Here is a 26,069-nt window from a genome sequence, read left to right as displayed (position 1 = left end):
CGAACGGCTACCGGGGCCGCGCGCCCGGGGGTGCCGTACGGGTCCCAGGCGGCTCCTGACGGGGGCTGAGCACCTCCATCAGCCGGTGCAGCCGGGGCGAGGCGGCCAGCTCCTCCAGGGTGACGGGCTGCCCCTCGGCATCGGCGATGGGCAGCCGCCAGTTGGGGTACTCGTCCCAGGTGCCCGGCAGGTTCTGCGGGCGGCGGTCGCCGATCGTGTCGGGCAGCCAGACCCCGGCCATCCGGGCCGGGGTGCGCAGCAGGAAGCGGTGGACGGCGCGGACGGCCGCCTCCTCGTCACCGCCGCCCTCGGGGAGCAGGCCGAGCCGGGAGAGCAGGCCGAGCCACTCCGCGGTGTCGGCGCCGTCCTCGGTGCGCTCCTGCTCCAGGGGGCGGGTGAGCAGGCCGAGGCGGTGGCGCAGCGTCACATGGTCGCCGGTCAGCCGGGCGGCGGTGGAGGGCAGGTCGTGGGTGGTGGCGGTGGCCAGGCAGTCCTCGCGCCACTCCTCGGGGGCCAGCGGGCGGCCGGTGCCCGACCAGTCCCGTTCGAACCAGAGGACGGAGGTGCCGAGGACGCCCCGTCGGGCGAGCGCCTCGCGGACGCCGGGTTCGACGGTGCCGAGGTCCTCGCCCATGACGACGGCGCCCGCCCGGTGGGCCTCCAGGACGAGGACGGCGAGCATCGCCTCGGCGTCCTGGCTGACGTAGGTGCCCTCGGTCGGCGGACGCCCCTCGGGCACCCACCAGAGCCGGAACAGGCCCATCACGTGGTCGATGCGCAGGGCGCCGGCCCGGCCGAGGATCCCGCGCAGCAGGCCCCGGAACGGGGCGTAGCCGGAGGCGGCCAGCGCGTCGGGGCGCCAGGGCGGCAGCCCCCAGTCCTGGCCGCGCGCGTTGAACGCGTCCGGGGGCGCGCCGACGGACATGCCGTGCGCGAAGGCGTCCTGCTGGGCCCAGGTGTCGGCGCCGCCGGGGTGCACGCCGACGGCGAGGTCGTGGACGATCCCGACGGCCATCCCGGCGTCCCGGGCGGCGCGCTGGGCCTCGGCGAGCTGAGTGTCGGTCAGCCAGGCGAGCCGGCAGTGGAAGTCGACCCGGTCGAGCAGTTCGCCGCGGGCGCGGGCGGTCTCCCGGGAGCGGGGGTCGCGCAGGCCGGCCGGCCAGGTGTGCCAGTCGGAGCCGTGCACCTCGGCCAGGGCGCACCACAGGGCGTGGTCCTCCAGGGCCGGTCCCTGCCGGGCGAGGAAGTCGCAGTAGTCGGCGCGGCGGCCGGGGGTGAGGGGGACGTCGACGAGGATGGCGAGGGCCTGGCGCTTGAGCTCCCAGACGGCGTCGCGGTCGATCAGGGCGCCCTTGCTGAGCACACCGTCGCTGAGCTCTGCGGCCCGGCGGCGCAGCTCGTCGAGCGCGGCCCGGTCGGAGGCGTGCCCGTACTCCGGGACCGACTCGACGCGCAGGTGCACGGGGTCGGGGAAGCGCCGCGAGGAGGGGCGGTAGGGCGAGGGGTCGGTGGGGGTGCCCAGGACCGCCGCGTGCAGCGGGTTCACCTGGACGAAGCCGGTCCCGAGGCAACGCCCGGACCAGGACGCGAGGTCGGCGAGGTCACCGAGGTCGCCCATGCCCCAGGAGCGGGCGGAGAGCAGCGAGTAGAGCTGTACGAGGAAGCCGTGGCTGCGGGGCGGCGGCTGCGGGACGCGGGCCGGGGCGACGATCAGCGTGCAGGACTCGGCGGGCCGCTCCGGCGCGAGGGCGGTCAGCCGGTGCACCCCGGGCGGGGGTTCGGTCCACCAGCCGGGCGCGGGCGCACCGGGCGCCGCGTCGCCCGTTCGGCGGGGCGCGCGGGAAACGGCCGGAACCGTATCCCCGGCGGGGGTCCGCATCCGGGCCGGGCGGACGGGGCCGGGCTCCTCGGGCCGGACGGTCAGCTCCGTGCCCGGGGGCAGCGCGGTCAGCGCCGGGGGCAGCGGCTCCCCGGTCCACACCACGATCGTGGGCGGGAGCAGCCGGGAGCCGGCCGCGGACTCGGCGGCGGCGAGCGCCTCCTGGACCGCCTCGGGCGTGGCCGCGTCGACACCGAGCGCGGCGAGCACCGCGACGACCGTGCCGTCGGGGACGGCCACCGTGACGTCGGCGGACGGGGAGTACGAGGTGGCGACGCCGTGCAGTGCGGCGAGCCGGGACAGGCCCATTCAGACTCCTGGGGACTCCATGCCCCAAGCGCTGCCGGACGAAGCCGGTTCGCTGGTCAGCGGGGCGAGGACGGCGAGCGGGGGCTCACTGGTCAGGGGCGTGGCGTCGGCGAGCGGGGGCTCGCTGGTCAGGGGTATGGCGTCGGCGAGCGGCGCCTCGCTGGTGAGCGGGCCGGGGGCGGTGGCGGGGCACGCACTGATCATCGGAGCGGGTCCCGGCACCTGTTTGGTCAGGGCGGAGAGCAGGAGCTGCGCGGCAGCGGGCATGGTGGCCTCCTGGCCGTGGAGAGCAGGACACAGCAGACCTACCCAGCGGACGCGTCCGCAGACGTAGGCGTTACGACAACGAGTTCAACGTGCTCTGGGTCACAATCCGTTCCCCGGAGGCCGGTTCTCCGCAAGACGTCCGTCGTTTTCGGCCATTCGGCGCCGTCTTTCGCGTGACGCGACGTCAGCCACACGCGCCCCGCCCCATCCTTCACACCGGGCATTTGCACCACAACGACCACGCACATTGACACCCTCGCGCGCGGGTGGTGGGCTCGGAGCCCACCAGTGGGAGCGAGGGGAGAACGGGCATGCGGCTCAGGGGCAGGAAGCAGGCCGCGGCGGTCGCGGTGGCCGTGCTCGGCGGACTCCTCTCCACCGGAGCCCCGGCCGCCTTCGCCGCTCCCGTACCGCCCGGAACGCCCGGAACATCCGTCGCCGACACCCCCGACCGCGCGGACGAGGGCGCGCTGCCCGCCGTGTGGCCCCGGCCGCAGAGCATCAAGGCCTCCGGCTCCTCGGTGCCCCTGTCCGGCGAGGTCACGCTCGTGGCCGATGCGCAGGCCGACCCGTACGCCGTCGCCGCGCTCCGCCAGGTCCTGCGCGACGCGGGTGTGCGGACCGTCCACGAGAGTCTGCCGGGGCGGGGCCCCGTCATCAGGTTCGGCGGCAACGGGGCCCTGGACGCACTGCGCACACTGCGCGCCCCCGACCGGGGCGATCTGCCCGCCGGCGGCTACCGGATCGCGGCCGGCCACGCCGCCGGCCGCGACACCGTCGCCGTGGACGGCCTGGGCGAAGACGGGCTGTTCCACGCGGTGCAGACCCTGCGTCAGCTGATCCGGGGCGGCACCGTCGCCGGGGCCACCGTCCGCGACTGGCCCTCCAGTGCCGTGCGCGGGATGACCGAGGGCTTCTACGGGCAGCCCTGGACCCAGGCCGAACGCCTGTCCCAGCTCGGCTTCATGGGGCGCACGAAGCAGAACCGGTACCTCTACGCGGCGGGCGACGACCCCTACCGGCAGGCCCGCTGGCGCGACCCGTACCCCGCCGACCGGCGCGCCGACTTCCGCGCGCTGGCCGAGCGGGCCGGGGCCGAACACGTGACGCTCGGCTGGGCCGTGGCGCCCGGCCAGTCGATGTGCCTCTCGTCGGACCGCGATGTGAAGGCGCTGACCAGGAAGGTCGACGCGATGTGGGCCCTGGGGGTGCGGGCCTTCCAGGTGCAGTTCCAGGACGTCAGCTACAGCGAATGGCACTGCTCGGCCGACGCCGACGCCTTCGGTGACGGTCCCGAGGCGGCGGCCAGGGCGCAGGCCCGCGTCGTGAGCGCGGTCGCCCAGCACCTCGCGGACCGCCATCCGGGCTCGCAGCCGCTGTCGATGATGCCGACGGAGTTCTACCAGGACGGGGCGACCGACTACCGCACGGCGCTCGCCAGGGAGCTCGACGACCGGGTGCAGGTCGCCTGGACCGGCGTCGGCGTGGTGCCCAGGACCATCACCGGCGGCGAACTGGCCGGTGCGCGCGCCACGTTCCGCCATCCGCTGGTCACGATGGACAACTACCCGGTCAACGACTACGCGCAGGACCGGATCTTCCTCGGTCCGTACACCGGCCGCGACCCGGCGGTCGCCATCGGCTCGGCGGCGCTGCTGGCCAACGCCATGGAGCAGCCGTCCGCCTCCCGGATCCCGCTGTTCACCGCCGCCGACTTCGCCTGGAACCCGAAGGGGTACCAGCCGCAGGAGTCCTGGCAGGCGGCCATCGACGACCTCGCGGGCGCGGACCCCGGCAGCCGGGACGCGCTGCGCGCGCTGGCCGGGAACAGCGCGGCCTCCGTGCTGGGCGGCGACGAGTCGGCGTACCTGAAGCCGCTGCTCGCCGCGTTCTGGAAGGCTCGCGGCGGTACGGACGCCGGGGCGCGCGACAAGGCGGCGACCCGGCTGCGTGCCGCGTTCACCGTGATGCGCGAGACCCCGCAGCGGCTGGCCGGACTGGCCGACGGGCGGCTCGACGACGAGGTGCGGCCGTGGACCGAGCAGCTGTCCCGGTACGGCAGGGCCGGTGAGCTGGCCGTCGATCTGCTCCAGGCCCAGGCCCGCGAGGACGGGCCGGCCGCCTGGCGGGCGTCGCTGGCCCTGGAGCCGGTGAGCAGGTCCGTGAAGGCGAGCGGCGCGACGGTCGGCAAGGGGGTACTCGGCCCGTTCCTGGACCGGGCGCGCAAGGAGGCCGACGCCTGGACCGGGACGGACCGCGACAACGGCACGGTGACCGAGGCGCAGGGCAGTTACACGGTCCGTCTGGACCGGGTCCGTCCGCTGGAGGCCGTCACCGCGACGGCCGTGCCGGGCGGCGGCGCCACCCCGGCGGACGCGACGGTCCAGGCGCACGTACCCGGCGAGGGCTGGCACAGCCTTGGCCCGCTCTCGTCGAGCGGCTGGACCCAGACCGGGGGCCGGGGCCTGCGGGCCGACGCGGTCCGGATCAGCTGGCCGACCGCCACCCCGTCGGTCACCGGCGCACCGCCCCTGATCATCCCTCCGCTCGCGGGCGCGGCCCCGTCCGCCGGGACGGCACCCCGGGTGCGCTCGCTGGTGCCGTGGTTCGGCGACGAGCCCGCCGCCCGCCTCGACCTCGCGCACGGCGAGACGGACGCGGAGATCGGCGGCAGGCCGCAGCGGGTCGAGGCGCGGCTCTCGCCCGGCCGTCCGGCCGAGGTGAAGGGCGCGCTCAAGGCGAAGGCCCCCAAGGGCATCAAGGTGCGGCTTCCCAAGCAGACGACCGTCCAGCGCGGCTCCCGCACGGACGTGCCCGTGGAGATCACCGTGCCCGCGGACACCCCGGCGGGCGAGTACGAGGTGCCGTTCTCCTTCGGCGCCGAGGAGACCACCCTGACCGTCCGGGCCTTCCCGCGCACCGCGGGCCCCGATCTGCTGCGCACGGCCACCGCCTCCTCCTCGGGCGACGAGACCCCGGACTTCCCCGCCGCCGCCGCGTCGGACGGCGCCCCGGAGACCCGCTGGTCGTCCCCGGCCGAGGACGACGCCTGGTGGCAGGCCGAGCTGTCCGCCCCGGCCCGGGTCGGACAGGTGGTCCTGGACTGGCAGGACGCGTACGCCTCCGGCTACCGCGTACAGGTCTCGGCGGACGGCCGCACCTGGCGCACCGCGGCCACCGTCCGCAACGGCCGCGGCGGGCACGAGGCGGTCCGGATGGACGAGAAGGACACCCGGTTCATCCGGGTCCAGGGCGACGGACGGGCCACCGAGTACGGCTACTCGCTCTGGTCGGTCCAGGCGTACGCCGTGGCCGAGTAGCTCCGCCCGCAGGGCGCCGCGCCCTGGGCAACTCCCCCTGAGCGGCCGGGAGTCCACGCCGCACACCCCCCTCCGCAGCACCTCCCGAGGTGCCTCGTGTCCCACTATTCACTCAGTACATATATTGAGTATATAGTCGCCGCCATGAGCATCCGTCACGTACTCCTCGGGCTGCTTGCCGGGGGTTCCAACCACGGTTACGAACTGAAACGGCGGTACGACGAACTCTTCCCGCAGGCCCGCCCCCTGGCGTACGGCCAGGTCTACACGACCCTGCAACGCCTGGTGCGGGACGAACTGGCGGCGGTCGAGGGCACCGATTCCGACGGCGGTCCCGAGCGCACCCTCTACCGCTCCACGGACGAAGGCGCACGCGAACTCGCCCGGTGGGCGGGCGAGACCGCGCCGCCCGCGCCCTTCGTGACGAACGAGATCTTCGCCAAGGTCGTCACCTCGATCCTCGTCGCGGCGGCCGCCGGTGGTGACCGCACCGCTGACGCGGCCGGCTACCTCCAGGCCCAGCGCGCCGCCCACATGGCGCGGATGCACGAACTGACCAAGCTCAAGACCACCCCCGGGGCCGGCCTCAGCACGGTGCTCTCGGCCGACTACGCCCTGAACCACCTGGACGCCGATGTCCGGTGGATGGCCACCACGGCGACCCGTCTCGCCACTCTGACCGCGGAGGTCCAGCCGACATGAGTACCCGAGCCGACCGGCCCACGTCGTCGGCCCCACTGATCACCGCCACCGGCCTGACGAAACGGTACGGACGCACGGAGGCGCTGCGCGGCGCCTCGGTCGAACTCCACGCCGGTGAGATCCTCGCCGTCACCGGTACCAGCGGCAGCGGCAAGTCCACGCTGCTGCACTGCCTCGCGGGCATCGTCCGCCCCGACGCAGGCACGGTCACCTACGCCGGGGAGCACCTCGGCGAGCTGTCCGAGGCGCGCCTCAGCGAGCTGCGGCGTACCGACTTCGGCGTGGTGTTCCAGTTCGGGCAGCTGATCCCCGAACTCACCGCGCTCGACAACGTGGCCCTGCCGCTCCTGCTCGCGGGAGCCGGCCGCGCCGAGGCGCGGCGGCAGGCGGACTCCTGGCTGGAACGCTTCGGCGTACGCGGCCAGGCCGAGCTGCGGCCCGGCGAGCTGAGCGGCGGGCAGAGCCAGCGGATCGCCCTGGCACGGGCGTTGATCACCGGGCCGAAGGCCGTCTTCGCGGACGAGCCGACCGGCGCCCTCGACTCCCTCTCCGGCGAACAGGTGATGACCGCTCTGGTGCACGCCTCCCGCGAGTCCGGCACCGCGGTCCTGCTCATCACGCACGACGCGCAGATCGCCGCGTACGCGGACCGGGAGGTGTGGCTGCGCGACGGGGCCGTCCACTCGTCCGCGACGCGGTTCACCATCCAGGAGGCGGCCCGCCATGAGGACTGACGCACGCATCGCCTGGACCCTGACCCGCGGTTCGGACCGCCGCGAGTGGTGGCGGATCGCGCTCACCGCGGCCGGCGCGCTGCTCGCCACGGGCCTGGCACTCGCGGCGGTCACGGTGTCCGCGGTCTCGGGGCAGGCGTCCATCGCGTTCGGACACGGCCTGCTGAACCAGCCCGGCCAGCGAACCGGCGTGGTGGCCACGCTCCTGCTCCTGCTCATCCCCGTCTTCGGCTTCCTGGGCCAGTGCGCCCGGCTCGGCGCCGTCCACCGGGACCGGCGGATGGCGGCGCTGCGGCTCGCCGGGGCGTCGCCCCGGCAGGTGCGGCGCATCGCCGCCCTGGAGACCGCTCCCGCGTGCCTGGTGGGCGCGGTCGCCGGCTTCGCCGTGTTCGCCGCGGTTCTCGCCGGCTCCGGCCGTACGCCGCCGCCCGGGGCCTGGGCGGGCTTCGTGGTGGTCGTGGTTGCCGTGCCGGCGGTCGCCGCGCTGGTGAGCGGGTTCGCGCTGCGCAAGGTGATCGCGGAACCGCTCGGCCGGCTGCGCCGGACGGGGCACCGGCCGGACCGGCGGACGTCCCTCGCGTTCGCGCTCCCGGCCATCGGGGTGGCCGCGGCGGCCGCCGTCCTCCGGCGCTCGGACGGCAGCTCCGGCGGCGACACGTTCGCGCCGCTGGTGCTCCTCCTGGTGCTCCTCTTCTCGGCGGGCGCGCTCTGGGCAGCCGGGGCCTCGGCCGCCTTCATGGGCCGCCGCCTGACGGCCGGTGCGAGGAGCCCCGCGGTGCTGATCGCCGCGAGCCGGCTGCGGGAGGACCCGTGGGCCGCAGCGCGTGCCCACGCCGCACTGCTCCTGGTGACCGTCGTCGGCACGGGCTTCGTGGGAGTCCGGGAGGTCATACTCGCCGCGCTGCGCGAGCGGGGCGGCTACTCAAGCGCTGACCTCGACTTCTACACCACCGGTCTCGACCTGACCGGGGCCGCCGTCCTGGTCGCCCTGTTCGTCGGCCTCTGCGGGCTGGCCGTGGGCGCCGCGGAGTCCCTCGCCACCCGCCGCAGGGGGCTGGCCGCCCAGGCCGCGGCCGGGGTGCCGCGAGCGGTGCTGACCAGGGCCCTCTTGCTGGAGACCGCGCTCCCGCTGGCCCCTGCGACACTGCTGGCGGGCGTCGGCGGCATGACGGTGCACCTCGCGTACGCCGTCGTCGTCACCCCGGACAGCTTCCCGTCGATGCTCCCGCTCCTGGTGCCCGTGGGGGTGTACGCCGCCTGCCTGCTGGCCGCCGCGACGTCACTGCCGCTGCTGCGGCGCATGGCGCACCCCGCGGAGCTGCGGTTCACCTAGTGGGGCTTCGTTAGGTGGTGTCGCAGGGCTGCCATGGGGTGGGTTGCCGACAGGTCGGGCAGGGCGCTCAGGCGGAGATGCCATCGATCCGGGCCATCGCGTCGTCCGCCCCGAACGGCTGCAGATAGGGCAGCCAGCGCGGATCGCGGTGGCCCGTGCCGATGATCCGCCAGGCGAGCCCGGTCGGCGGGGCGGGCGGCTGGTGGAGCCGCCAGCCGAGCTCGGGCAGATGCCGGTCGGCCTTGACGTGGTTGCAGCGGCGGCAGGCCGCCACCACGTTCTCCCAGGCGTGCTGTCCGCCCCGGCTGCGCGGGATGACGTGGTCGACGCTGGTCGCGGCGGCGCCGCAGTACATGCAGCGCCCGCCGTCCCTGGCGAAGAGTGCCCGGCGGGTCAGCGGGACGGGCCCCCGGTAGGGGACGCGCACGAACCGCTTCAGGCGGACGACGCTGGGGGCCGGGACGGCACGGGTGGCACTGTGCATGAAGGCGCCGGATTCCTCGAGGCAGATGGCCTTGTTCTCCAGGACGAGGACGAGCGCGCGGCGGAGCGGTACGACGCCGAGCGGCTCGTACGACGCGTTGAGAACCAGGACATGCGGCACGGTTGATGCCTCCTTGTACGCCGGCGGCGCGTGGCTCGCGCCGGGACGATCCGATCTCAGTCTCCCCTCCTGCCTGGTCAAAGCGCCACCACGGCCGGGTAACGGGCCGGAAGGGTTTTTCCTCCGCCCGCACCGTCCGTACGACACGAACGCACCGGAACAGGCGCTTCGGGGCCCTGCCGCCCACCGCCGCGCCCGATGTGCGATCGGCCACACGCGGTACTGCCGGCCGGGTCCCTTACCTGCTCCATATCCCCGGGTGAGACGCGTCTCTCCCCCGGATCACGGCAACGGAGCACGCCCGATGCCCCGTTAGTGTGGTTGGTCAGCGCTCGCCCACCTGGAGGTTTCGCCGTGCCCCTGTCCGCCCTGTTGGCCGCAGCACAGTCTCCCGAGCCCGGGGGCTCGCTGGACGAAGCCGCCAAGCAGGCAGGCAACGCCGCGGGCTGGGTGGAGCAGAACTGGTCCACCTGGCTGAACACCGGTCTGCGGATCGTGCTCATCGCCGCCATCGCGATCGTGTTGCGCATAGCGATCCGCCGTGCTCTGACCAAGCTCATCGAACGTATGAACCGCAGCGCCCAGGCGGTGGAGGGCACGGCGCTGGGCGGTCTGCTGGTCAACGCGGAGCGCCGCCGCCAGCGCTCGGAGGCGATCGGCTCGGTACTCCGTTCGGTGGCCTCGTTCCTGATCCTCGGCACCGCCGCCCTGATGATCCTGGGCGCCTTCCAGATCAACCTGGCCCCGCTGCTGGCCTCCGCCGGGGTCGCCGGGGTGGCGCTCGGCTTCGGTGCCCGCAACCTGGTCACCGACTTCCTCTCCGGCGTCTTCATGATCCTGGAGGACCAGTACGGCGTCGGCGACACCATCGACGCGGGCGTCGCCTCCGGCGAGGTCATCGAGGTCGGCCTGCGGGTGACCAAGCTGCGCGGCGACAACGGTGCGATCTGGTACGTCCGCAACGGCGAGGTGAAGCGGATCGGCAACCTCAGCCAGGGCTGGTCCACCGCGGGCGTCGATGTGATGGTGCGCCCCACCGAGGACCTGGAACAGGTCGGTACGGTCATCACCGAGGCCGCCCAGCAGATGGCCAAGGAGGACCCGTGGACCGAGCGTCTGTGGGGTCCGGTGGAGATCCTGGGCCTGGACACGGTGCTGCTGGACTCGATGACGGTCCGGGTCACCGCCAAGACGATGCCGGGCCAGGCCCTGGGCGTGGAGCGCGAGCTGCGCTGGCGGATCAAGCGCGCCTTCGACGAGGCGGGCATCCGGATGATCGGCGAGATCCCGGCGCAGGCGGCCGAGGCCTCGGCCGCCGACCCGACGGCCGGGATGGCCGCCCCCTCGGCGTACGCCTCGGCCACCTCGCCGCAGTCGCTGGCGGCTACCCCGATCGTGCAGCCCCCGAACATCTCCAAGTAGCGGGCGGCCGCACGCCGCACGGTCAGGGGCGCCCCGCGAGTTCTGCGGGGCGCCCCCCGCCGTTCCCCGGCCGGGTGGCCCGCGTGCGATGGATACGGGCCAAATCGGTTCACCGGCTGCCCTGTTGGGAATGCACCCCGGCGGGGTGCCGGTGGGGCACCGGACCGCCGGGGGCGTCGCCCGCCACCGCCCAGGTAACGCTTTGGTTGCCACAGCGGTGCAGACCATTGACGCCCAGGTGACGTGCGCCCTACGGTCCTCTCACCGAATAGGAAACTTTCCTAACAGAGGGCAGGTGCAGTGATCATGGCCGGAACCACGCCGGGTACCCCCCGCGTTCTGCGGGCCATGAACGACCGGGCCGCCCTCGACCTGCTGCTGGAGCACGGACCCCTCTCGCGGACCAGGATCGGGAAGCTGACGGGCCTGTCCAAGCCCACCGCCTCCCAGCTGCTCGCCCGGCTGGAGGCGGCCGGCCTGGTCGTCGCCACCGGGACCGCGGCCGGGCGCCCCGGCCCCAACGCACAGCTGTACACCGTCAACGCCTCGGCCGCGCATGTGGCCGGGCTCGACGTGAACGCCCAGCGCATCCTCGCCGCCGTCGCCGACGTGACGGGTGAGACGGTCGGGGAGTTCGAGCTGCGGACCCCGGGGCGGCGCGCCGACAGCGTGGTGCGCCAGGTGGCGGACGCGCTGGACGGGGCGGTGAAGGACGCCGGGCTGACCCGCTCCGACGTGCACCGGCTCGTCATCGGCACGCCGGGCGCCTTCGACCCGGGCACGGGCAGGCTGCGGTACGCCTCGCACCTGCCGGGCTGGCACTCCCCGACCCTGCTGGACGAGCTGGCCGCCTTCCTGCCGATGCCCGTGGAGTACGAGAACGACGTGAACCTCGTCGCGGTGGCCGAACAACGGCTCGGCGCGGCCCGGGGCCACGAGGACTTCGTCCTGCTGTGGAACGAGGAGGGCCTCGGCGCCGCCCTCGTCATCAACGGCCGGCTGCACCGGGGCTTCACCGGCGGCGCCGGCGAGGTCGGCTTCCTGCCGGTGCCGGGCGCGCCGCTGGTCCGGCAGGTCACCAAGGCCAACTCGGGCGGCTTCCAGGAGCTGGCCGGTGCCCAGGTGCTCGCCCGGCTAGCCCGTGAGCTGGGCATCGACGACGAGGCGGTGCGCGGTCCGGGCACCCACCACGAGATCGCGGCCGCACTGGTGGGCCGGGCGGCGGAGTCCGCGGAGCGGGGCGAGGGCGGGCCGCAGGGCCGGCTGCTCGATCTGTTCGCCACCGGCCTGGCCACCGGTCTCGCCTCCATGCTCGCCGTGCTCGACCCCGAGGTCGTCGTGCTCTCGGGTGAGCTGATCTCGCGCGGCGGGGAACCGCTGCGCGGCCGGGTGGCCGCCGAACTGGCCGAGCTCGCGGCGTCCCGGCCCCGGCTGATCGCCGGCGAGGTGACGCACCGGCCCGTGCTGCGCGGCGCGCTGGAGAGCGCACTGGCCACCACGCGCGACGAAGTGTTCGACACCTCGCGCTGAACCCCCGCTCCTCCCCCGGCACCCCCCTTCACCACCCCCTCTGCCACCTCTCTGCTGCCACCTCCTGAAGTACCCCGCCTTCCCCTTCCCTGTCCCAACCCTTCATCGGGAGACACCACCATGTCCGGAAACCGCCGGAAGCCGGCCGTCGCACTCGCCGCGACCGCCGCGATCGCCCTGTTCGCCTCCGCCTGTACCGGGCAGAGCAGCTCCGGTGCCAAGGATGATGCGTCCAAGGAGACGACCATCAACTTCTGGCACGGCTGGAGTGCCCCGAACGAGGTCAAGGGAATTCAGGACACGGTCGACGCCTTCGAGAAGGCGCACCCCAACATCCACGTGAAGATCGTCGGCAACATGACCGACGACAAGATCAACCAGGCGCTGCGCGCGGGCGGTTCGAAGGCCCCGGACGTCGTCTCGTCGTTCACCACGAACAACGTCGGCAAGTTCTGCAAGTCGAAGGCCTTCGTCGACCTCAACCCGTTCCTGAGGAAGGACGGGATCGACGCGGACGCGACGTTCCCGAAGGCGATGAACGAGTACACCCAGTACGACGGCGTGCGCTGCACGGTGCCGCTGCTCGGTGACGCCTACGGCCTCTACTACAACAAGGACGCGTTCAAGGCGGCCGGGATCACCAGCCCGCCGAAGACCTGGTCCGAGCTGGCCGCCGACGCGAAGAAGCTGACGAAGCCGAAGGGCGACTCGTACGAGCAGCTCGGCTTCATGCCGAACTACCACGGCTACGAGACGACCACCGAGCACTACCTCGGGAGCTGGGACCCGACGTACTTCGACGCCGACGGCAAGTCGAACATCGCCAAGGACCCGTCCTTCGCCGCGATGCTCACCGGTCAGAAGAAGCTGGTCGACTCGCTGGGCGGGTACCAGAAGCTGGAGAAGTTCCGTACCCGCTTCGGTGACGAGTGGGGCGCCAAGCACCCGTTCCACACCGGCCAGGTGGCCATGCAGCTGGACGGCGAATGGCGTCTGGGCATGGCCGAGGACACGAAGCCGAAGTTCGAGATCGGTGTGGCCCCGATGCCCGTCGCGGACGACCAGGCCGACACGTACGGCAAGGGCTACCTGACCGGGACGATCGCCGGTATCGCCGCCACCTCCTCCAAGCAGAACGCCGCCTGGGAGCTGGTGAAGTTCATGACCACCGACACCGACGCGGTGGTGAACTTCGCCAACGCCATCCACAACGTGCCGTCCACGCTGGCCGCGCTGAAGTCGCCGAAGCTGAAGTACGACCCGCGTTTCAAGACCTTCCTGGACATCGCCGCCAACCCGAAGTCCACCACCACCCCGCCCTCGGTGAACGGCGGCGCGTTCCTGACGTCCCTGCAGAACCTCGGCTTCGACGTCGAGAAGGGCGAGCAGACGGACATCAAGGCGGGCCTGGAGAAGACCGCCAAGGAAATCGACGCCGCGATCGACCAGGCGAAGTAGAGCCGACGCGATGAGCACGTACACACTCCGCTCGAAGCGCCGCCGGTCGGCGCTCCGGACGGCGGCCTTCATGTCGCCGTGGCTGATCGGGTTCTGCGTCTTCTTCGCCTACCCGCTGATCTCCACGCTCTATTTCTCCTTCACCAGCTACGACGGTTTCTCGGCCCCCGAGTTCAGCGGGCTGAAGAACTGGTCGTTCGTCTTCAACGACTACCCGCTGTTCTGGCCGGCGCTGCGCAACACGCTCTGGCTGGTCCTGGTCATGGTGACCTGCCGGGTGGTGTTCGGTCTCGGCATCGGCATGCTGATCACCAGGATCAAGACGGGCACCGGGGTCTTCCGGACACTCTTCTACCTGCCCTACCTCGCGCCGCCGGTCGCCGCGACGCTGGGCTTCGTGTTCCTGCTCAACCCGGGGACCGGACCGGTCAACTCGATCCTGGGCGAGCTGGGGCTGCCGACGCCCGGCTGGTTCACCGACGCCACCTGGTCCAAGCCCGCGCTGACCGCGCTGGCGGTCTGGGGGGTGGGCGACCTGATGGTGATCTTCATGGCCGCACTCCTGGACGTCCCCAAGGAGCAGTACGAGGCCGCGGAGCTGGACGGGGCGTCCGCCTACCAGCGGTTCCGCTTCGTCACCCTGCCGAACATCTCGCCGATCATCATGTTCGCCGTGGTCACCGGCATCATCCAGACGATGCAGTACTACACCCAGCCACTCGTGGCCGGGAAGGTCGCATCGGGTGTGATGGGCGGCTCCGGGCAGCAGTTCGAGCCGGGCTATCCCGACAAGTCGACACTGACGCTTCCGCAGCTCGTCTACAACCTCGGCTTCCAGCGCTTCGACTACGGCTCCGCCTGTGTGGTCGCGCTCGTTCTCTTCGTCCTCGCCATGGCGTTCACCGCACTGCTGATGCGGCGCCGCAGCGGACTGATCCAGGCAGGTGAGTGACATGGCGCAGGTTCTCGACACCCCGAAGGCCGGCGGCCCGGTGAGTGACTCCGTCACCCCGGCCGAGCGGGTGGCGCGCCGCAAGGCGCTGCTGCACTGGATCGGTGTGCACTCGCTCGGCGTCGCGGCCGCGCTCTTCTTCGTGCTGCCCTTCGTCTTCCTCCTCCTCACCTCGCTGATGAGCGACCAGCAGGCACTGACCCGTGACCTGTGGCCGCACCCCTTCGAGTGGAGCAACTACAAGGACGTGTTCAACACCCCGGGCTTCCTGACCTGGTGGAGGAACACCCTGCTGTACGCGGGCCTGGGCACCGTCCTCACGGTGGTGTCCTCACTGCCCGTGGCGTACGCGCTCGCCAAGTTCCGCTTCCGCGGACGGCATCTGTCGCTGATGCTCGTCATCTCGATGATGATGCTGCCGCCGCAGGTCGTCGTCATCCCGATGTACCTGTTCTGGGCCAAGCAGCTGGACATGTCCGGCACGCTCTGGCCGCTGATCATCCCGATGGCGTTCGGCGACGCGTTCTCCATCTTCCTGCTGCGGCAGTTCCTGCTGACCATTCCGAACGAGTACCTCGACGCGGCGAAGGTCGACGGCTGCGGCGAGTTCCGCACCCTGCTGCGCGTCGTGATCCCGATGGCCAAGCCCGGCATCGCCGCCGTCGCCCTCTTCCAGTTCTTCTACGCCTGGAACGACTACTTCGGACCGCAGATCTACGCCTCCGAGAACCCGGGGGCCTGGACGCTGAGTTATGGACTGGAGTCCTTCAAGGGCGCACACCACACCGACTGGAACCTGACCATGGCCGCGACCGTTCTGGTCATGGCCCCTGTGATCGTCGTCTTCTTCTTCGCACAGAAGGCCTTTGTCGAGGGCGTCACACTGACCGGAGTAAAGGGCTGATTCATGAAGCTCGCAGTAGTGGGTGGCGGGTCCACCTACACACCTGAACTGATCGACGGATTCGCACGGCTGCGGGACACCCTGCCGGTCGAGGAGCTGGTGCTCGTCGACCCGGCGGCCGACCGGCTCGAACTCGTCGGGGGCCTCGCGCGGCGGATCTTCGCCAAGCAGGGCCACCCCGGCCGGATCGTCACCACCACCGACATCGACGCGGGCGTCGCCGACGCGGACGCGGTGCTGCTCCAGCTCCGGGTGGGCGGCCAGGCCGCCCGCGCCAAGGACGAGGCATGGCCGCTGGAGTGCGGCTGCGTCGGCCAGGAGACCACCGGCGCCGGCGGCCTCGCCAAGGCGATGCGCACCGTCCCGGTCGTCCTGGACATCGCGGAGCGCGTCCGGCGCACCAACCCGAACGCGTGGATCATCGACTTCACCAACCCCGTCGGCATCGTGACCCGGGCGCTGCTCCAGGCCGGTCACAAGACCGTCGGCCTGTGCAACGTGGCGATCGGCTTCCAGCGCAAGTTCGCCCGCCTGCTGGACGTGACCCCCGGTGAGGTGCACCTCGACCACGTCGGGCTGAACCACCTGACCTGGGAGACCGGGGTGCGCCTCGGCGGCCCCGAGGGCGAGAACGTACTGCCGAGGCTGCTCGCCGAGCACGGCGACGCGATCGCGGACGACCTGCACATGCCCCGGGCGATCGTGGACCGCCTCGGCGTCGTCCCCTCGTACTACCTGCGCTACTTCTACGCGCACGACGAGGTCGTGCGCGAGCTGGGCACCAAGCCCTCGCGGGCCGTCGAGGTCGCCGCGATGGAGAAGGAACTGCTCGCCATGTACGGCGATCCGGCGCTGGACGAGAAGCCCGCGCTGCTCGCCAAGCGCGGCGGCGCCTTCTACTCGGAGGCTGCCGTCGACCTGGCCGCCTCGCTGCTGGGCGGCGGCGGCTCCGCCCACCAGGTGGTCAACACCTACAACAACGGCACGCTGCCCTTCCTGCCGGACGACGCGGTGATCGAGGTGCAGGCCTCGGTGGACCGCACGGGTGCGGCACCGCTCGCCGTCGCGCCGCTCGACCCGCTCTACGCCGGGCTGATCGCCCATGTGACGGCGTACGAGGACCTCGCGCTGGAGGCCGCGCTGCGCGGGGGCCGCGACCGGGTGTTCAAGGCCCTGCTCGCGCACCCCCTGATCGGCCAGTTCGAGTACGCGGAAGCACTCACCGACAAGCTGATCGCGCACAACCGGGAGCACCTCCCGTGGGCGTGAACGGTTCGGTCCTCGCGATCGACGCGGGGAACAGCAAGACCGATGTGGCACTCATAGGTGCGGACGGCACGGTGCTGTCCACGGCCCGCGGCGGCGGCTTCCAGCCCCCCGTGGTCGGCATCGGCACGGCCGTGGACGCGCTCGGTTCCGCGGTGGAGCAGGCGCTGGCCTCGGCCGGCACGGGGGTGGAGGACGTCGCACATGTGTCGGCCTGCCTCGCCAACGCCGATCTGCCCGTCGAGGAGGAACAGTTGACCGAGGCCCTGGGCGACCGGGGCTGGGGCCGGACGGTGGAGGTGCGCAACGACACCTTCGCGATCCTGCGGGCCGGGGTCGACGAGCCGCGCGGGGTGGCGGTGGTGTGCGGCGCGGGAATCAACTGCGTCGGCATGGTGCCCGACGGGCGCACCGCTCGGTTTCCCGCGATCGGCCGGATATCCGGTGACTGGGGCGGGGGTTCGGGGCTGGCCGAGGAGGCGCTCTGGTGCGCCTCGCGGGCCGAGGACGGCCGGGGCGGGCCCACCGAGCTGGCCCGTGCGCTGCCCGCTCACTTCGGGCTCGGCTCGATGTACGCGCTGATCGAGGCGCTGCATCTGGGCCGGATCGAGTTCGAGCGGCGGCACGAGCTGACGCCGGTGCTCTTCGCGGTCTCCGCCGCCGGTGACCCGGTGGCGCGCTCCCTCGTGGACCGGCTGGCGGAGGAGGTCGTGGCGATGGCCTCGGTCGCGCTCACCCGGCTCGGCCTGCTGGACGAGCCGGCCCCGGTGGTGCTGGGCGGCAGCGTGCTGGCGGCCCGCCATCCGCAGCTGGACGACCGGATCGCCGAACTCCTCGCGGTGCGGGCCCCGAAGGCGGTGGTCCGGGTGGTGGCGGAGTCCCCGGTGCTGGGCGCCGGGCTGCTGGGCCTGGACCACACGGGCGCGGCGCCCGGGGTGCACGCGAGGCTGCGGGCGCAGTACGCCTGACCCGGTGTGACCTCAGGGGGTACCGGGGCGTCCCGTAGCATTCGTGCTGCGGGGCGCCTCTTCGGCCGGGGAACCGATCGGCCGTCCCGAACGTGTTCCTTGTCGGGGAGATCGGTACGACTTCGGGGGATTGCGCCGTCGATCGTCTTGATCGGCGGCGTCCGTCTTGATCGAATGCTGTTGACTGCAGTTGTCTGCTTTCAGGACCGGTGCGGGATAAGGGCGTTCATTGTGTGGACGCCGCTCCCTGCGGCCATACTTCTGGCCGGGTACCAGTCCCCCGATCGGCCGGGGGGCGGGCCACCGTCAGTGACCGAGGGGGAGGTCAAGTGACATACCCGCCGAGTGTGCGCCCTGCGCCGCCGAGACGCGCGCCGGAGCAGCCGCCCGCTGCCGTGCCGCCGCAGCGCAGTGGGCGTGCGGTGGTCACCGACCGGCTGCGTGCCGCCGCAACGACCGAACCGGGCCGGCTCCAGATCATCGGGGCCGTACTGGCCCTGCTCGTCGTCGCGTTCGGGGCCGTGACGGCGTTCGAGGTGTCCGGCCGCGCGGCCTCCGCCGACGACGTGGTGCGGCGCAGCCAGCCGCTCAGCGCGGACGCGGCGGACATCTACCGCTCGCTGGCCGATGCCGACGCCGCGGCGGCGAGCGGCTTCCTGGCCGGTCCGCAGGAGCCGCGCCAGGTCCACGAGCAGTACGTGGCGGACATCGAGGAGGCCTCCCGGCTGCTGGTGAAGGCCGCGGCCAACACGGACGCCTCGACGGAGTCCGGCCACGAGATCACCACGCTCAACGAGGAACTCCCGCGCTACACCGGGCTGATCGAGCGCGCCCGCGCGAGCAACCGGCAGGGGCTGCCGCTGGGCGGCGCCTATCTCCGGTACGCGAACCAGAAGATGGCCAAGGACATGCTGCCGGCCGCCGAGCGGCTGTACACGGCGGAGACCGGCCGGCTCGGCGAGGACTACGACTCCGCGCGCACCTGGCCGTTCTTCTCGCTCGGTATCGGTGTGATCGCGCTGATCGTGCTGCTGTGGGCCCAGCGGCGCAACTTCCACCGGACCAACCGGGTGCTCAACCACGGTCTGCTGGCCGCGACCGCGGCCTCGGTCGTGGTCCTGCTGTGGCTGGCGGTGGGGCATTCGGTGGCCCGCTCCGACCTGTCGGACGCCGACACCCGGGGGCAGCAGTCCCTGGACGTGCTCAACCACGCGCGCATCGACTCGCTGAAGGCGCGCGCCAACGAGACCCTCACCGTGGTCGCCCGTGGTGCGGTGCTCACGGCGGACGGCAGGAACGACAAGTACGAGACGGACTACGGCACGGGCATGAAGGCCCTCGTCGAGGAGCTGGACAAGGCGGCGAAGCTCGCCGACGACACCCACGACACCGTGGGGGGCGAGCCGGTGGCCGACGCCATCAAGGGGGTCACCGAGTGGCAGAGCCGCCACCGGACCGCCCGCAAGACCGACGACAGCGGCGACTACGACACCGCGCTGACCCAGATCATCGGGACGGCCGACTCGACCAAGGGGTCGACCGGTGAGTCGTTCAACCGGGTGGACAAGGCGCTGAGGCAGGCGCTCGCCCATGAGCAGGACGAGTTCACCCGGGCTGCGGAGGACGGGCGCGGTGCGCTGGGCGGGCTGCCGATAGGCGCGGCGGCCCTCGCCGTACTGGGCGCGGTCGCCGCGATCGTCGGGGTCAACCGCAGGCTCTCGGAGTTCCGGTGACAGGGGGAGCGATGACAGGGAAGGACGAGCCCAGGACGGGGCCCGCGGGCCCGCTGCGCAGGCTGCGCGGCTGGGGCGGTGTGACCGCCATGGCCGCGGCGTGCGCGGTGACGGCGGCACTGACCCTGCTGCCGCTCTCCCACCGGGGCGGCGCCGCATTCGGCGACGAGGTCTCGGGGGCGGGCACGGCACGGGCCGTGCAGACGCGGGCCGACGACTGCACCGACCCGGATGCCAGCCTGGCGCCGTCCGTCTCCGGCGGCCGGACCATCGACCGCATCAAGGCGCGCGGCAAGCTGATCGCGGGCGTCGACCAGAACAGCTTCCAGTGGGGGTACCGCAACCCGGAGTCCCAAGACCTGGAAGGCTTCGACATCGATCTGGTGCGGGCCATCGCCAAGGACATCCTGGGTGACCCGAACGCCGTGATCTTCCGGGCGATCCCCACCAACCAGCGCATCGCCGCCCTGGAGAACGACAAGGTCGATGTCGTCGTGCGGACGATGACGATCAACTGCGCCCGGCTCGACCAGGTCTCGTTCTCCACCGCCTACTTCCAGGCCGGGCAGCAGGTCCTCGCGCCCAAGGACTCCACGATCACGGGTTACAACTCCTCGCTGGCCGGCAAGCGGGTCTGCACCGCGGAGGGATCCACGGCGTACGAGGCGCTGGAGAAGCAGTCGTTCGGCTCGGTCTTCAAGGACAAGCACGACGGCACCGAAGCCGACGAGGACCTGCTCACCGTCCCCAACCAGCTGGACTGCCTGGTGCGGCTCCAGATGGGCGAGGTCGACGCGATCGTCACGGACAACGCCCTCGCGGCCGGCCAGGCCGCCCAGGACCCGGCCGTGGAGCTCAAGGGCGACAAGCCCTTCACCACCGAGTACTACGGCGTGGCCACGAAGAAGGGCGCGGACGACCTGGTGGCCCGGGTCAACCAGGTGCTGGTCGACTACCGGGCCGGCGGCAAGGACAGCGCCTGGATGCGGTCCTACCGCACCTGGCTGCAGGACGGCCTGCCCGGAATCACGGCGCCGCCGGTGCCCAAGTACCGCAGTAACTAAGGCCTGTCCTTCGGATCAGGCGGATCCTGCCGGGCCCCGCCCGGCAGGGAGAGCGGAGAGGTGATCGATGGGCGTCGCGGGCCCCTTCCCCAGCTACGCGGCCCGGCCCCCCGGCCCGGTCATGGACCGGGACGAGGCGGACCGTGCGCTGGCCCGGCTCGGCGCGGAGCACGAGGCGATCGAGACCTCGCTGCTCGCCCTTCAGGACCACGCCGGGCGCCGGCTCCTGGAGGGCGCCGAGCTCACCGGTGTCACCAGGGAGCGCTGGAGCGTCACCGAGCAGTCGATCACGCTGCTGTGGGGGTATTTCGACGCCTACGCCGGGGTGCTGCACCAGGCCCGCGAGGTGCGGGCCCGGCGGCGTCACCCGAACCGGGACGACCTGACGGCCCTGACCGAACTGCTGCGCGGCGAGGGCGTCACGGTGGCGCATGCCGCGGCCCGGCCCGATCCGTCGATCACCGGCCCGGCCCGGCTCTCCGAGCGGTTCACGCTGGCGGAGCTGGTCAACCGGATGAACGAGCTGTACGCGCGCTCGCTGGACATGGTCGTCGCCTCCGACTCCGTGTGGTCGGCGATGCCCGCCCGGATAGATCTGCTCGCCGCCGAACTGCGCCGCACCAGCTCGCTGGCGCACTCGGTCGGGGTGCGCCCCGGCGAACACCCCTCGGGGGACGATCTGGAGTCGATCACGCAGGAGCTGACGACGCTGCGGGTCCAGGTGATCTCCGACCCGCTGGCGTTCTGGCTGCCGGGGCCGGGCAGTTCGGCGCCGGGCGGCGGCCGGCCCGACACCACGCGCTACGACCGGGCGGCCCGAGCGCTGGACGAGGTGCGGCGGGAGATCGAGGCGGTGCTCGCGGTCCGGCAGGACGCCGAGCAGCGGCTGGTCCAGCTGCGCGACGTGCTCTCCCGGGCGGACCGCACCCTGGCCGAGGCCAGGTCGGCGCGCGGCGAGGTGCTGGCGAAGATCGCCGCGTCCGAGGTCCCCGCGGTCAACGGCCCGCCCACCGCGCTCCAGGAGCGCCTCGCCGCCGCCTCGGAGTACCGCAGGCACGCCCAGTGGCACCGGCTCTCGCCGCTCCTGGAGACCCTGGAGCGGCAGGCCGAGGAGGAGTTGCTGAGGGCCAGGGAGCAGCTGACGGCGGTCACCGCTCCGCTGGCCGTGCGGGCGGAGCTGCGCGGCCGCCTCGACGCGTACAAGGCGAAGGTGGCCCGGCACGGTCTCTCCGAGGACCCGGTCCTGATCGAGCGCTACGACGCGGCGCGCCGGATGCTGTGGAGCGCGCCCTGCGATCTGAGGGTCGCCGCGCAGGCGGTGCAGCGTTATCAGGACGCGGCGCTGGAACTGCTGGGGCAGCGGCGCGCGTCGGGACCAGAAGACCGGCGGGGACAGTGACAAGGCAGCTGACGGGGCGACCGGAGCCCGATGGGCATCCGCCGGGCGGGACGGACGGCAGCCGGACGGACATGTGTCGGACAGGCAGTATCAGCAGGACATGGCCGCTGCGGCGGCGGGGCGAACAGGGGGAATGACCATGAGTACGCAGTGCCAGCGCCCCGCGTGCGAGGGCAGTTACGAGGACATGGGCGGCGGTGAGCTGTACTGCGACACCTGCGGTCTGGCTCCGGTCGTCTCGCCGACGGGAATGCTGAGCTCGCCTCCGACCGGGATCACCGGCGGCGGCCGCAGCAGCAGCAGCTCCTCGGCGCGCGGCAGTTCGCGGGCTTCCTCGCGCTCCTCCTCGCGTTCGTCGACGTCGCGGCGGTCGGTGTCGGGGCGGCTCTCGCGCGCGGTGTCCGCGAGCGGGTCCGCCCGTTCGGTCTCGGTGCGCTCCTCGGGTTCCTCGACCGGGGTCTCCGGCCGGAACCGGCTGGGCGCCGGGCTGGTGCTCGTGCCGGACGTGCCGCGTCCCGATCCGCGTACCGCCGTGATGGAGAACCCGGAGGTGCCCGAGCGCAAGCGGTTCTGCTCGCGTTCGGACTGCGGGGCGCCGGTGGGCCGGGCCAGGGGTGCGCAGCCGGGGCGTACGGAGGGTTTCTGCACCAAGTGCGGGCACCCGTACTCCTTCACGCCCAAGCTCCAGGGCGGCGACGTCGTGCACGGTCAGTACGAGGTCGCGGGCTGTCTGGCGCACGGCGGGCTCGGCTGGGTCTACCTGGCGGTGGACCGCGCGGTCTCCGACCGCTGGGTGGTGCTCAAGGGCCTGCTCGACACCGGTGACCAGGACGCCATGGCGGCCGCCATCTCCGAGCGCCGCTTCCTCGCCGAGATCGAGCACTCCAACATCGTCCGCATCTACAACTTCGTCGAGCACCTCGACCAGCGCACCGGTTCGCTGGACGGCTACATAGTGATGGAGTACGTGGGCGGCAAGGCCCTCAAGGAGATCGCCAACGAGCGGCGCACCCCGGCCGGGAAGCGCGACCCGCTGCCGGTCGAGCAGGCGTGCGCGTTCGGCATCGAGGCGCTGGAGGCGCTGGGACATCTGCACAGCCGCAACCTCCTGTACTGCGACTTCAAGGTCGACAACGCGATCCAGACCGAGGACCAGCTGAAGCTGATCGACATGGGCGCGGTCCGCCGGATGGACGACGACGAGTCGGCCATCTACGGCACGGTGGGCTACCAGGCGCCGGAGGTCGCGGAGGTCGGCCCGTCGGTCGCCTCCGACCTGTACACGGTCGCGCGGACGCTCGCGGTGCTCACCTTCGACTTCCAGGGCTACACGAACGTCTTCGTGGACTCGCTGCCGGACCCGGACAACATCGAGGTGTTCCGCTCCTACGAGTCGTTCTACCGGCTGCTGGTACGGGCCACCGACCCGGATCCGGCCCGGCGGTTCGCCTCCGCGTCCGAGATGGCGGAGCAGCTGATGGGCGTGTTGCGGGAGGTGGTGTCGCTCCAGACGGGGCGCCCGCGTCCGGCGCTGTCGACGCTGTTCGGTGCGGAGATGCGGGTCACCGACACGGAGTTGTTCACGCTCATGACCGGCGAGGTGTCCCGCCTCGGGGTGCGGAGTGCGGCCACGCGCGGGTCCGGGCGCTTCGGCCGGCGCAAGGGCGCTCCGGCGCTCCCGGTGGCGCCGGCCCTGACGCCGGCCGCGGTCGCCCCGCCGGGCGGTGTCCCGGGCGCGCTGCCCGCCGGACCGCCTCCCGGGTTCGCGGCGGGCGCCGGCCCGGTGTCCTCGCCGGCCACCCACGTCAGCGGGGCCGGGCCCGGCCACCCGCAGCCTCGGCCCGCCGTCCCGGCTCCCCGGTCCCCGGCCGCGATCGCCGGCGCGGGTCCGGCGGCGCACAGCACGGGCGGGCTACGGCCGGCCGAGCTCGACGCGCGAGGTACGTCGCTGGCGCTGCCGGTCCCCCGGGTCGACGCGAACGACCCCAACGCGGGTTTCCTCGCCGGGTTGATGGCTTCCGCGCCCGCCGAGCTGATCGCCGCTCTGCAGGCCGTACCGGCCGCCTCGCTGGAGACCAGGCTGCGCGAGCTGCGTGCCTCCCTGGAGATGAACGACCTGGATGGCGCGCAGGAGACCCTGACCACCCTCGAGGTGAAGCACCCGGACGACTGGCGGGTGGTCTGGTACCGCGGCGTCACCTCCCTGGTGACCGGCGACAACGAGAACGCGGCGCTGTCCTTCGACGCGGTCTACGACGCGTTTCCCGGGGAGCCCGCGCCGAAGCTGGCGCTGGGTGTCTGTGCGGAGGTGCTGGGCCAGCTGGACAACGCCGCCGAGTACTACCGGCTGGTGTGGGCGACCGACCCCAGTTTCGTGAGCGCCGCGTTCGGCCTGGCCCGGGTGCAGATCGCCGCCGGGGACCGGGCCGGGGCCGTCAGGTCGCTGGAGTCGGTGCCCGAGGCGTCGATCCACTTCACGGCGGCCCGGGTCGCGGCGGTACGGGCCCGGCTGCGCGGACGGGCCCCGGACGAGCCGCTGATCACCGATCTGCTGGCGGCCTCGGTCCAGGTCTCGGGCCTGGCCGGGCTGGGGCTGGACGCGGTGCGCCGGGAGCAGTTGTCGACCGAGGTGCTGGGGACGGCGCTCGACTGGGTACTCTCCGGGAGTCCCGCTCCCCGTTCGGCGGCCCCGCAGCCTCCCGCGAGCGGCGGGGCACAGGGGACGGGGACGGGGACGCTGCTCGGCAGTGAGTTGAACGAGCGGGGCCTGCGGTTCGGGCTCGAGCGTTCGTACCGGATGCTCGCCAGGCTTGCGGAGCCCGGTGCCGAGAGGATCGAACTGGTGGAGCGGGCCAACCGTTTCCGCCCCCGAACGTGGGTGTGAAGATGTCGCAGAACGACCAGGAGACTGCCTTGTCGAGGTGCCCCGGCTGCCAGGAGCCGCTGGAGCCGGGGGATCTGTTCTGCGGTGCGTGCGGGTACGACCTGTCGGCCGTGCCCGAGCCGCCGCGGGACCACCCGACGATCGCCATGGGCACCGCGGCGCTCGCCCCCGCGGCCCCCGCCGCCGGGCCCGTCGCCACACCCTCGTCAGCCGCCTCCGGCGACTTCGAGCTGGCGGCGCCGACGGCTGCCCCTGAGGGCGTGGCGCCCGACCCCCGGGCCGTCGCGGAGCCCGCCCCGGCCCCGGCGGCCGGCGGCAAGGTGTGCGTGGCCTGCCGGGCCGGCCGTGTCGACCTCGACGGCTACTGCGAGAACTGCGGCCACGCCCAGCCCCGCGAGCGCGATCACATGGAGCAGGAGCTCGGTTCGGTGGCCGCGGTCACCGACCGCGGGCTGCGCCACCACCGCAACGAGGACTCGTTCGCGATCTCCACGACCGCGCTGCCCGACGGCACCCCGGCCGTGGTGGCGATCGTCTGCGACGGGGTTTCGTCGGCCAGCCGGCCGGACGAGGCGTCCGCCGCCGCGACGACCGCGGCCAACGAGGCGCTGCTGGAGTCGCTGCCACGCGGAACGCATCCGCAGCAGGCGATGCACGAGGCGATCGTGGCGGCCTCCGAGTCGGTCAACCGGCTTGCCCAGGAGCCCGGCAAGAGTGCGGAGCGCGATCCGCACCGCCACCAGAACGCCCCGGCGTGCACCCTGGTCGGCGCGATCATGGCCAACGGGCTGCTGATCGTCGGCTGGGTCGGTGACAGCAGGGTGTACTGGGTGCCCGAGGACCGGAGCAGCCCGCCGGCCCGGCTCACAGAGGACGATTCCTGGGCCGCGCAGATGGTCGCGGCGGGCCTGATGAACGAGGCGGAGGCGTACGCCGACGAGCGGGCCCACGCCATCACGGGCTGGCTGGGCGCCGACTCCTACGAACTGGAGCCGCACACCGCCTCGTTCAAGCCGGACCGGCCGGGTGTCGCGGTGATCTGCACGGACGGCCTGTGGAACTACGCCGAGTCCGCTGCCGAGATGTCCGCCGCGGTGCCGGCGGACGCGCACGAACGGCCGCTGCACGGCGCCCAGGTACTGGTGGGCCACGCGCTGGACGGCGGGGGCCACGACAACGTAACAGTGGCACTGCTGCCGTTCGCCGTACCGGCGCAAGGGGCAGGATCCGCCCCGAGCGGCGCTTGAGAACCGCCGCCCCGGCCCCACGCGCCTCGCATCTCCGATGACTCTGTCCGTAAATCTGTCTTCATCTGACACATGGAGCCTCAAGGAGCCGATC

The 26,069-nt window shown here is 72.7% G+C and carries 19 protein-coding genes; 16 read left to right on the top strand and 3 right to left on the bottom strand.

From position 1 onward, the window contains the following. Nucleotides 1-7: 7 nt before the first annotated feature. Together malQ and EDD93_RS17200 are read right to left on the bottom strand one after the other, a co-directional pair. Entirely contained in the window at nucleotides 8-2,188 is a 2,181-nt protein-coding gene (malQ, locus tag EDD93_RS17205) for a 4-alpha-glucanotransferase (RefSeq protein WP_123525975.1), read from the bottom strand. Then, entirely contained in the window at nucleotides 2,189-2,455 is a 267-nt protein-coding gene (locus EDD93_RS17200) for a hypothetical protein (RefSeq protein WP_123525974.1), read from the bottom strand. A gap of 311 nt (nucleotides 2,456-2,766) precedes the next feature. On the opposite strand from EDD93_RS17200, the gene EDD93_RS17195 reads away from it, so the two are divergent. The 4 genes from EDD93_RS17195 to EDD93_RS17180 all read left to right on the top strand — a co-directional run bounded on the left by EDD93_RS17195 (nucleotide 2,767) and on the right by EDD93_RS17180 (nucleotide 8,544). Then, nucleotides 2,767-5,775 (top strand): beta-N-acetylglucosaminidase domain-containing protein, encoded by a 3,009-nt coding sequence (locus EDD93_RS17195; RefSeq protein WP_123525973.1) that lies wholly within the window; start codon nucleotides 2,767-2,769, stop codon nucleotides 5,773-5,775. A gap of 144 nt (nucleotides 5,776-5,919) precedes the next feature. Then, complete coding sequence (locus EDD93_RS17190; protein ID WP_123525972.1) at nucleotides 5,920-6,477, top strand: PadR family transcriptional regulator; 558 nt, start codon at nucleotides 5,920-5,922, stop codon at nucleotides 6,475-6,477. Beyond that, nucleotides 6,474-7,211, top strand: a complete 738-nt coding sequence (locus EDD93_RS17185; protein WP_123525971.1) for an ABC transporter ATP-binding protein — start codon at nucleotides 6,474-6,476, stop codon at nucleotides 7,209-7,211. Before EDD93_RS17190 ends, EDD93_RS17185 begins: the two co-directional genes overlap by 4 nt. Further along, on the top strand, nucleotides 7,201-8,544 hold the full coding sequence (locus EDD93_RS17180) for an FtsX-like permease family protein (protein ID WP_123525970.1): 1,344 nt from the start codon (nucleotides 7,201-7,203) through the stop codon (nucleotides 8,542-8,544). Before EDD93_RS17185 ends, EDD93_RS17180 begins: the two co-directional genes overlap by 11 nt. A 67-nt stretch (nucleotides 8,545-8,611) precedes the next feature. Here EDD93_RS17180 and EDD93_RS17175 read toward each other — a convergent pair whose 3' ends face one another. Continuing rightward, the gene (locus EDD93_RS17175) at nucleotides 8,612-9,148 is read right to left on the bottom strand and encodes an HNH endonuclease (protein ID WP_123471109.1); all 537 of its coding nucleotides are present in this window, start codon (nucleotides 9,146-9,148) and stop codon (nucleotides 8,612-8,614) included. 354 nt (nucleotides 9,149-9,502) lie between these two features. On the opposite strand from EDD93_RS17175, the gene EDD93_RS17170 reads away from it, so the two are divergent. The 12 genes from EDD93_RS17170 (at nucleotide 9,503) to EDD93_RS17115 (ending at nucleotide 25,975) form a co-directional block, all read left to right on the top strand. Next, on the top strand, nucleotides 9,503-10,570 hold the full coding sequence (locus EDD93_RS17170; RefSeq protein ID WP_123525969.1) for a mechanosensitive ion channel family protein: 1,068 nt from the start codon (nucleotides 9,503-9,505) through the stop codon (nucleotides 10,568-10,570). A gap of 306 nt (nucleotides 10,571-10,876) precedes the next feature. After that, nucleotides 10,877-12,100, top strand: coding sequence for an ROK family transcriptional regulator (locus tag EDD93_RS17165; protein WP_123527828.1), 1,224 nt, complete (start codon nucleotides 10,877-10,879; stop codon nucleotides 12,098-12,100). Between the two features lie 120 nt (nucleotides 12,101-12,220). Further along, nucleotides 12,221-13,558 (top strand): ABC transporter substrate-binding protein, encoded by a 1,338-nt coding sequence (locus EDD93_RS17160; protein WP_123525968.1) that lies wholly within the window; start codon nucleotides 12,221-12,223, stop codon nucleotides 13,556-13,558. A gap of 10 nt (nucleotides 13,559-13,568) precedes the next feature. Beyond that, a complete protein-coding gene (locus EDD93_RS17155; protein WP_123525967.1) occupies nucleotides 13,569-14,510 on the top strand; it encodes a carbohydrate ABC transporter permease in 942 nt (313 codons plus the stop codon). Between the two features lies 1 nt (nucleotide 14,511). After that, complete coding sequence (locus tag EDD93_RS17150; RefSeq protein WP_123525966.1) at nucleotides 14,512-15,414, top strand: carbohydrate ABC transporter permease; 903 nt, start codon at nucleotides 14,512-14,514, stop codon at nucleotides 15,412-15,414. Nucleotides 15,415-15,417: 3 nt separating this feature from the next. Next, nucleotides 15,418-16,683, top strand: a complete 1,266-nt coding sequence (locus EDD93_RS17145; RefSeq protein ID WP_123525965.1) for a 6-phospho-beta-glucosidase — start codon at nucleotides 15,418-15,420, stop codon at nucleotides 16,681-16,683. Next, nucleotides 16,674-17,648, top strand: coding sequence for an N-acetylglucosamine kinase (locus EDD93_RS17140; protein ID WP_123525964.1), 975 nt, complete (start codon nucleotides 16,674-16,676; stop codon nucleotides 17,646-17,648). Before EDD93_RS17145 ends, EDD93_RS17140 begins: the two co-directional genes overlap by 10 nt. Nucleotides 17,649-18,043: 395 nt before the next feature. Then, complete coding sequence (locus EDD93_RS17135; RefSeq protein WP_123525963.1) at nucleotides 18,044-19,381, top strand: hypothetical protein; 1,338 nt, start codon at nucleotides 18,044-18,046, stop codon at nucleotides 19,379-19,381. Nucleotides 19,382-19,392: 11 nt separating this feature from the next. Next, nucleotides 19,393-20,445, top strand: coding sequence for a glutamate ABC transporter substrate-binding protein (locus EDD93_RS17130; RefSeq protein WP_185092349.1), 1,053 nt, complete (start codon nucleotides 19,393-19,395; stop codon nucleotides 20,443-20,445). A gap of 67 nt (nucleotides 20,446-20,512) precedes the next feature. Next, on the top strand, nucleotides 20,513-21,844 hold the full coding sequence (locus tag EDD93_RS17125) for a hypothetical protein (protein ID WP_123525962.1): 1,332 nt from the start codon (nucleotides 20,513-20,515) through the stop codon (nucleotides 21,842-21,844). A 139-nt stretch (nucleotides 21,845-21,983) separates the two neighbouring features. Continuing rightward, the gene (locus tag EDD93_RS17120) at nucleotides 21,984-24,728 is read left to right on the top strand and encodes a serine/threonine-protein kinase (RefSeq protein WP_123527825.1); all 2,745 of its coding nucleotides are present in this window, start codon (nucleotides 21,984-21,986) and stop codon (nucleotides 24,726-24,728) included. 2 nt (nucleotides 24,729-24,730) lie between these two features. After that, nucleotides 24,731-25,975, top strand: a complete 1,245-nt coding sequence (locus EDD93_RS17115) for a PP2C family serine/threonine-protein phosphatase (RefSeq protein WP_185092348.1) — start codon at nucleotides 24,731-24,733, stop codon at nucleotides 25,973-25,975. The last annotated feature ends 94 nt before the right edge of the window (nucleotides 25,976-26,069 follow it).

The sequence above is a fragment of the Streptomyces sp. 840.1 genome (assembly GCF_003751445.1).
In the GTDB taxonomy this organism is placed as follows: Bacteria; Actinomycetota; Actinomycetes; order Streptomycetales; family Streptomycetaceae; genus Streptomyces.
The sequence above is the reverse complement of the archived record's forward strand: the minus strand, read 5'-3'. Positions and strand labels throughout refer to the sequence as shown.

Coding starts and splice junctions, on each gene's coding strand:
- malQ (WP_123525975.1), bottom strand. CDS start 2,188: ATGGGCCTGTCCCGGCTCGCCGCACTGCACGGCGTCGCCACCTCGTAC.
- EDD93_RS17200 (WP_123525974.1), bottom strand. CDS start 2,455: ATGCCCGCTGCCGCGCAGCTCCTGCTCTCCGCCCTGACCAAACAGGTG.
- EDD93_RS17195 (WP_123525973.1), top strand. CDS start 2,767: ATGCGGCTCAGGGGCAGGAAGCAGGCCGCGGCGGTCGCGGTGGCCGTG.
- EDD93_RS17190 (WP_123525972.1), top strand. CDS start 5,920: ATGAGCATCCGTCACGTACTCCTCGGGCTGCTTGCCGGGGGTTCCAAC.
- EDD93_RS17185 (WP_123525971.1), top strand. CDS start 6,474: ATGAGTACCCGAGCCGACCGGCCCACGTCGTCGGCCCCACTGATCACC.
- EDD93_RS17180 (WP_123525970.1), top strand. CDS start 7,201: ATGAGGACTGACGCACGCATCGCCTGGACCCTGACCCGCGGTTCGGAC.
- EDD93_RS17165 (WP_123527828.1), top strand. CDS start 10,877: ATGGCCGGAACCACGCCGGGTACCCCCCGCGTTCTGCGGGCCATGAAC.
- EDD93_RS17160 (WP_123525968.1), top strand. CDS start 12,221: ATGTCCGGAAACCGCCGGAAGCCGGCCGTCGCACTCGCCGCGACCGCC.
- EDD93_RS17155 (WP_123525967.1), top strand. CDS start 13,569: ATGAGCACGTACACACTCCGCTCGAAGCGCCGCCGGTCGGCGCTCCGG.
- EDD93_RS17150 (WP_123525966.1), top strand. CDS start 14,512: ATGGCGCAGGTTCTCGACACCCCGAAGGCCGGCGGCCCGGTGAGTGAC.
- EDD93_RS17145 (WP_123525965.1), top strand. CDS start 15,418: ATGAAGCTCGCAGTAGTGGGTGGCGGGTCCACCTACACACCTGAACTG.
- EDD93_RS17130 (WP_185092349.1), top strand. CDS start 19,393: ATGACAGGGAAGGACGAGCCCAGGACGGGGCCCGCGGGCCCGCTGCGC.
- EDD93_RS17125 (WP_123525962.1), top strand. CDS start 20,513: ATGGGCGTCGCGGGCCCCTTCCCCAGCTACGCGGCCCGGCCCCCCGGC.
- EDD93_RS17120 (WP_123527825.1), top strand. CDS start 21,984: ATGAGTACGCAGTGCCAGCGCCCCGCGTGCGAGGGCAGTTACGAGGAC.
- EDD93_RS17115 (WP_185092348.1), top strand. CDS start 24,731: ATGTCGCAGAACGACCAGGAGACTGCCTTGTCGAGGTGCCCCGGCTGC.